Annotated in this window: 8 protein-coding genes; 5 read left to right on the top strand and 3 right to left on the bottom strand. The window is 68.5% G+C overall.

From position 1 onward, the window contains the following. Positions 1-346 precede the first annotated feature (346 nt). On the top strand, positions 347-1,240 hold the full coding sequence (locus tag BGN95_RS21565) for a hypothetical protein (RefSeq protein ID WP_265269510.1): 894 nt from the start codon (positions 347-349) through the stop codon (positions 1,238-1,240). Here BGN95_RS21565 and BGN95_RS21560 read toward each other — a convergent pair. Together BGN95_RS21560 and BGN95_RS21555 are read right to left on the bottom strand one after the other, a co-directional pair. Continuing rightward, positions 1,215-1,586 carry a dihydroneopterin aldolase gene (locus BGN95_RS21560; protein WP_179512237.1) on the bottom strand — a complete coding sequence of 124 codons (372 nt, stop codon included), beginning with the start codon at positions 1,584-1,586 and terminating at the stop codon, positions 1,215-1,217. The two genes, BGN95_RS21565 and BGN95_RS21560, sit on opposite strands and share 26 nt — an antisense overlap. 42 nt (positions 1,587-1,628) lie before the next feature. Beyond that, the gene (locus BGN95_RS21555; protein ID WP_286773961.1) at positions 1,629-2,270 is read right to left on the bottom strand and encodes a glutathione S-transferase family protein; all 642 of its coding nucleotides are present in this window, start codon (positions 2,268-2,270) and stop codon (positions 1,629-1,631) included. A 336-nt stretch (positions 2,271-2,606) separates the two neighbouring features. Between BGN95_RS21555 and BGN95_RS21550 the strand changes: the two genes are divergently transcribed. From BGN95_RS21550 to BGN95_RS21535, 4 genes are all read left to right on the top strand, one after another. After that, on the top strand, positions 2,607-3,119 hold the full coding sequence (locus BGN95_RS21550; protein WP_286773960.1) for a GNAT family N-acetyltransferase: 513 nt from the start codon (positions 2,607-2,609) through the stop codon (positions 3,117-3,119). 181 nt (positions 3,120-3,300) lie between these two features. Further along, positions 3,301-3,861, top strand: a complete 561-nt coding sequence (locus tag BGN95_RS21545) for a DUF1285 domain-containing protein (protein WP_286773959.1) — start codon at positions 3,301-3,303, stop codon at positions 3,859-3,861. Beyond that, entirely contained in the window at positions 3,858-4,460 is a 603-nt protein-coding gene (locus tag BGN95_RS21540; RefSeq protein ID WP_286773958.1) for a CoA pyrophosphatase, read from the top strand. The genes BGN95_RS21545 and BGN95_RS21540 overlap by 4 nt, the downstream gene beginning before the upstream one ends. Next, positions 4,448-5,641: a CCA tRNA nucleotidyltransferase gene (locus BGN95_RS21535; RefSeq protein WP_286773957.1), complete on the top strand. Its 1,194-nt coding sequence runs from the start codon at positions 4,448-4,450 to the stop codon at positions 5,639-5,641. Before BGN95_RS21540 ends, BGN95_RS21535 begins: the two co-directional genes overlap by 13 nt. Here BGN95_RS21535 and BGN95_RS21530 read toward each other — a convergent pair. Further along, the coding region (locus tag BGN95_RS21530; RefSeq protein ID WP_286773956.1) for an EAL domain-containing protein at positions 5,611-6,182 on the bottom strand (572 nt) is incomplete at its 5' end. The two genes, BGN95_RS21535 and BGN95_RS21530, sit on opposite strands and share 31 nt — an antisense overlap.

The raw sequence follows: 6,182 nt of genomic DNA, 5'->3' as shown, positions 1-6,182 counted from the left end.
TCACGTATTGGTACGCGAGGCCGGTGACGAAGGCGTAGCCGAGAGCAATATGAAGAACCGCCACGATAGCAATCGCGACGATCTTGCTCCCGCTCATCTTCTGGTCAGCGTAGGCCATTCAGCAGTGAAACTCCCTCATCCCTAGGGCCACTAGGGCCGGATCCCGATCCCCGTTGGAATCGGAGAGCCGTTATGTCCGGAGGCTATAACATACCCCGGCACCGGGCGAGTCCTATCGCGCGGTTTCGAGGCGTGCAAACGCTTTGTCGGACGCAACAAACGTACAATCGTCCCATGGCAGAATTATTTCTGTATCGGAAGCCCGCCTTGGCCTATTCAAAACAGGATGAAGAGAGCCTCGTACCCGGGCGGGCTGGCGGCAGCCGCGCTCGCTGTTTTTGCTTGTATTCCGGCGGTTGCGCAGCGTTCGCCGGCTCCTCCGCAGGCCGCCGCGGAGGCCGGAAGCCCCGCCCCCTCTTACGCCGAAATGGCCGATCTGGTGATCGCCAGCCCGGTGATCGTCGATGCGACGATTCGTTCGACTTCTAAGATAAAACCCACCGAAGCCCCCGGCCTCGCCCCGGGCGCGACACGTTTTTATGTCGAGGCGGATGTCGGCGCGCTGCTGCGCGGCCCCGGGGCGATTCCCCCGCGGATCGGCTATCTGCTCGATGCCGCTCCCGATCCGCTTGGCCGTGTGCCCAAGTATAAGAAATCACGTGTTCTTTTATTCGCGCGACCGGTGCCGGGGCGGAGCGACCAGATCCAGCTCGTCCGCCCCGACGCGCAGCTCGGCTGGTCCCCGGCGAGCGACGCGCTGGCACGGCGAATCGCTGCCGAGGTGCTGGCGGCCGACGCGCCGCCGGTGATCACAGGGGTCGGCAACGCCTTCCATGTCGCGGGCTCCTTGCCCGGTGAAGGCGAGACCCAAGTGTTCCTGCGCACCGCCGATCACCGCCCGGTCTCGCTGTCGATCCTGCGCCGCCCGGGCGAGGAACCGCGCTGGGCGGTGGCCTTGTCCGAGATCATCGACGATTCGGCCGCGCCGCCCAAGCCCGACACCTTATTATGGTATCGCCTCGCCTGCTTCCTGCCGCGCGAATTGCCCGACGACAGCGTCGCCGCGCTATCGGGCGACGATGCGACGCAAGCGCGCGAGGATTACCGATTCGTTCTCAACCGGCTCGGCCGGTGCGAGCGGAACGAATCGGGGCCTAACGCCGGTGACGGACCAAGGTGATCCCGATCGATTCGCCCGCTTCGGCGATCGCCAGCTTGACGATCTTGACCGTCACCCGGCGCACGCGGCGATCCTGAAGGAACAAGGTGTCGGCGATATGGTCCGCCACGCCCTCGATCAGCGTGAAATGCACGCCGGGGGGCAGCGCCGTCGTCGCCGCACGCTTGAGATCGAGATAGTTTTTCGACGCGCTGAGCGGGGTATCGGGCGCATAATGCGCCGGCGCCTCGAGCTGCACCCCGATCGAGATGCGCAGCGGCTGCGGCAGGTGCGTCTCCTCCGAATAGATGCCGGTGAGCACCGGCACCTCCAGATCGTGCACTTCGAGTTCGAGGCTGTCGTCCATCGCGCGCGGAGTTAGGGATGCGGCAGCCCGGGGGCAAGCGAATCAGGCAGCGGCGCTCGGCCGCGCGCTCGCCGCTTCGTGCCAGCGCTTGAGATGACGCGCCTTGTCGGGCACCAGCAGCTTGATCGCCTTGGCGAAATCGATCGTGGTCAGTGCGGTGATGTCGGCGAAGCTATACGCCTCCCCCGCCACCCAGGCGCGATCGGCGAGCGACTGCTCGAGCGCCTCGACGAACACCTCCCACATCAACATGCCGCGCGCCGCAAGCTCCGGGATTTGCGCCATTTCCGGCCATTTGCCGGCCGCGCTCCGCCCGGCGAAGGCGGGGTTGCCGTTGCGCAGCACATAGACCGCGGCGGCATAGCCCTCATGCTCGATTCGCCGCGTCGCGCTCTCGACCCGCGCGATCTCGATCGGGGTGCGCCCGAACAGCGGGGGATCGGGCTGCACCGCCTCGAAATAGCGGCAGATCGCGGCCGATTCGCAGATCACCTCGCCGTCGTCGAGCTGGAGCGCGGGGACCATTCCGCGCGGGTTGACCGCAAGATAAGCGTCGCCGAACTGCTCACCGACGCGCAGGTCGACCAGCTCGCGCTCGACGGTAATGCCCTTCTCCGCAAGATAGATACGCACCCGTCGCGGGCTCGGCGCCCAGACCGCATCGTAAAGCTTCACCACTGTCATCCTACTTGCGTTCAGCCGCACTATCGCTAGGACTCAAATCTCCCCAGAGCAACGCCGTGATCGCCCGCAGAAGCCCGCTGGCAAGGAGCGCAGCGCAGACGCGTAGCAGTCGCTACGCGCAAGCAAACGACGCCGTCCAGCGGGCTTCTGCGGGCGACCGCTCTGCGGCGGGCGGCTTTTGGCGCCATGCGGCGTCGCGCGTCGGTCACGATGCAAAAGCATCGCTCCCTCCTTGCTCCTAGCCTGGCGCCAAAATCCGCTCCGTCACGGCATTGCTCTGGGGAGATTTGAGCCCTATCCGCGCCGCCTTTGGCGTCTATCAGGAGAATAGCACGGGTGATCGAGCTTATCGCGCTGAACACGGTGGATCAGGCAGCGGTCGAGGCATTGCTCGACCGCGCGTTCGGCGTCGATCGCCGGCGCCGAACCGCCTATCGCCTGCGCGAAGGCACGCAGGCGATCCCCGCGCTGAGTCTCGCCGCGCTGGAAAGCGGTGCGCTGGTCGGCACGATCCAATGCTGGCCGGTGATGCTCACCGGCGACGACAACACCACGACGCCGCTCACCCTGCTCGGCCCGGTCGCGGTCGAGCCGGGGCGACAGCGCGACGGGATCGGGCGGATGCTGATGCTCGCCAGCCTCGAGGCCGCCACGCGCACCGGGCTCGATCGCGCGATCATGCTGATCGGCGACCCGGAATATTATACGCGCTTCTTCGGCTTCACCGCCGAGCGCACCGGGGCGTGGCGGCTGCCGGGGCCGGTCGAACGCCACCGCCTGCTCGCGCGCGGCGCGGATGTGCCCGCGGTGGCGGGAACGATCGGGCCGCGAGTGACGGTATTGTCCTGACCTCTCCCCTTCTTACTCCCCTCCCTGGTGAAGGGAGGGGCTGGGGGTGGGTGGGTATGAGGCGCGCGCAACGGTATCCCCCACACCAACCCACCCCCCGCCCCCTCCCCTGTTCAAGGGAGGGGAGTAGAAGGAGGGGAGCTTTCCAAACCCGCGCTTAAACCCTAACGCTGCCGGAATCATGCCGATGGCGCCGCCCCCCGATTTCGAAACGCTGACGATCGCGGACATCGCGCGGCTGGCGGAGGGCGATCGGCTGCCGCCGGTCGAGCGCTGGCACCCGACGCATTGCGGCGACAGCGAGATGCGCATCGCGCGCGACGGCACCTGGTTTCATCAGGGCTCGCCGATCGGGCGGCAGGCGATGGTCCGCGCGTTCAGCCGCATCCTGCGCCGCGAGCCCGACGGCGGCTATGTTCTCGTCACCCCGGTCGAAAAGCTCGATATCACGGTGGAGGATGCGCCCTTCGCTGCGGTGGAGATGAAGGTCGACGGCGACGGGCGCGATGCGACGCTCGCCTTCCGGCTCAACACCGGCGATATCGTCACCGCCTCGGCCGAGCATCCGTTGCGCTTCGTCGAGCATGACGACGGCCCCCATCCCTATCTCCACGTCCGCGGCGGGCTGGAGGCTCTGGTGGCGCGCAGCCTCTATTACGACCTCGCCGAGCGCGCGCTGGCAGGCGACGACGAGCCGCCCGGGGTGTGGAGCGCGGGGGCCTTCTTCCCGCTGATGCCGTGAGCGATCTCGTCGAGCGGCTGCACCGCGCGCTGACCGCCGGGCTCGCCGAACAGCCCGTGCTGCTGACCGGCGACCGCGTCGATCTCGACGTCGCGCCGGAAAACTCGATGCGCCCCGCCGCGGTGCTCGTCCCCGTCACCGATCGCGACCGGCCGGGGGTGATCCTCACCCAGCGCCCCGAGACGATGCGCCGCCACGCCGGGCAGGTCGCCTTCCCGGGCGGCCGGCTCGACCCGGGCGAGGATGCGGTGACCGCGGCGCTGCGCGAGGCGGAGGAGGAAATCGCGCTTCCCCGTGACCGCGTCACGGTGATCGGCGCGGTCGATCGCTATCGCACCGTCACCGGCTTTCTCGTCACCCCGGTGGTCGCGGTGATCCCGCCCGATCTGCCGCTGGTCGCCAATCCGGCCGAAGTGTCGGCGGTGTTCGAGGGGCCGCTCGATTTCCTGCTCGATACCGCCAACCATATCGAGGTGACGGTCGAGTGGCAGGGCCACGAACGGCATTATTATGAGATCATGTGGGACGGCCGCCGCATCTGGGGCGCCACCGCCGCGATGGTCGTCAACCTGGCACGACGATTGAGATGGACACCGTAAGGCACGACGAACCCACGCTCCCCGCCGCGCCGTGGCGCGACCAGCCGGGGCTGAAGCGGCTTGCCGACGCGCTCGGCGCGCGCGACGGCGACGCGCGTTACGTCGGCGGCGCGGTGCGCGACACTCTGCTCGGGCTCGACGTGGCGGACATCGACATCGCCACCCGCCACGCCCCCGCCGAGGTGATCGCGCGGCTCGAAGGGGGCGGGATCCGCGCCGTCCCGACCGGGATCGACCACGGCACCGTCACCGCGGTTTCCAGCGGGACGGTGGTCGAGGTCACGACCTTGCGCCGCGACGTTTCCACCGACGGCCGCCGCGCCACCGTCGCCTTCACCGACGACTGGCGCGAGGATGCCGCGCGCCGCGATTTCACGATCAACGCGCTCTATGCCGATCTGCTGACCGGGCAGGTCTATGACTGGTTCGGCGGGCTCGACGACCTCAAGGCGCGCCGCGTGCGCTTCATCGGCGATCCCTATCAGCGGATCGCCGAGGATCACCTGCGCATCCTGCGCTTCTTCCGCTTCCACGCGCGGTTCGGCGAGACGATCGATCGCGACGGGCTGACCGCCTGCACCGAACGCGCCAACGACCTGATGGCGCTGTCGCGCGAGCGGATCGCGGCCGAATTGCTCAAATTGCTCGTCGCGCCCAAAGCGGTGGAGACGATCGCGTTGATGATCGAGTGCGGCATCTTCCGCCCGGTCCTGCCCGAGATCACCGATGCAGCGGCGCTCACCCGGCTCGCCGCGCACGAAGCCGCCGAGGGCGTCGCGCCCGATGCGATCCGCCGGCTCGCCGCGCTGATCGCCCCGGCGGATGCCGAAGGCGTCGGCGCGCGGCTCAAGCTCTCCAACAACGATCGCAAGCGGTTGCAGGCGGCGCATGACGGACCCGGCAATGAAGGGCCGCGCGCGCTCGCCTATCGCGTCGGCCCGGCGATCGCCACCGACCGGCTGCTGCTCGTCGGCGAGAGCGTGGCTGAGCTGCGCGGCTGGGCCCCGCCGCGGCTGCCGATCGGCGGCGGCGAGATCGTCGCGCGCGGTATCGCCAAGGGGCCGGAGGTCGCGCGTATCCTGCGTGCGGTGGAAAGCGAGTGGATCGCGCGCGGCTTCCCCGATGCGGCGGAGACCGGCGCGATCGCCGATCAGCTGTTGCGTTCGGAAAGCAACCGATAGGCCGCCGCCGCGTCGAGCGGCGCGGCATAAGCGAAGCCCTGGCCATAGGTACAGCCGAGCGCGGCGAGCGTCTGCCCGACCTCGATCGTCTCGATCCCCTCGGCGACGGTTTCCATGTTGAGCGCCGCCGCGAGCCCAAGCACCGCGCGGACGATCGCCACCTTGTCGCGATCGGCGAGCAGCCCGGTGACGAAGCTGCGGTCGATCTTGAGCGTGTCGATCGGCAGTTTCTGGAGATAGGCGAGGTTGGAATAGCCGGTGCCGAAATCGTCCATCGCGATCGTCGTGCCGAGCGCCTTCAGCGCATGCAGCACCCGCGCGATCCGATCGGGCTCGGAGATCAGCGCGCTTTCGGTCAGTTCGAGCCGCAGCCGGTTGCCCGCCAGCCCGTGCGCGGTGAGCGCCGCCGCCACCATCGGTGCCACCGCATCGCGCTGGAGCTGGATCGCCGAGAGATTGACCGACATCGAGACGCCGCAATCGCCACCGCTCTGCAGGTCCCACGCCGCCAGTGTCCGCGCCGCCTCGTCGAGCGCCCAGC

Source organism: Sphingomonas sp. 66-10, from assembly GCF_001897045.1.
GTDB lineage: Bacteria > Pseudomonadota > Alphaproteobacteria > Sphingomonadales > Sphingomonadaceae > Sphingomonas > Sphingomonas lycopersici.
Note: the sequence above shows the minus strand (reverse complement) of the source record. Positions and strands in the feature narration are given on the sequence as shown.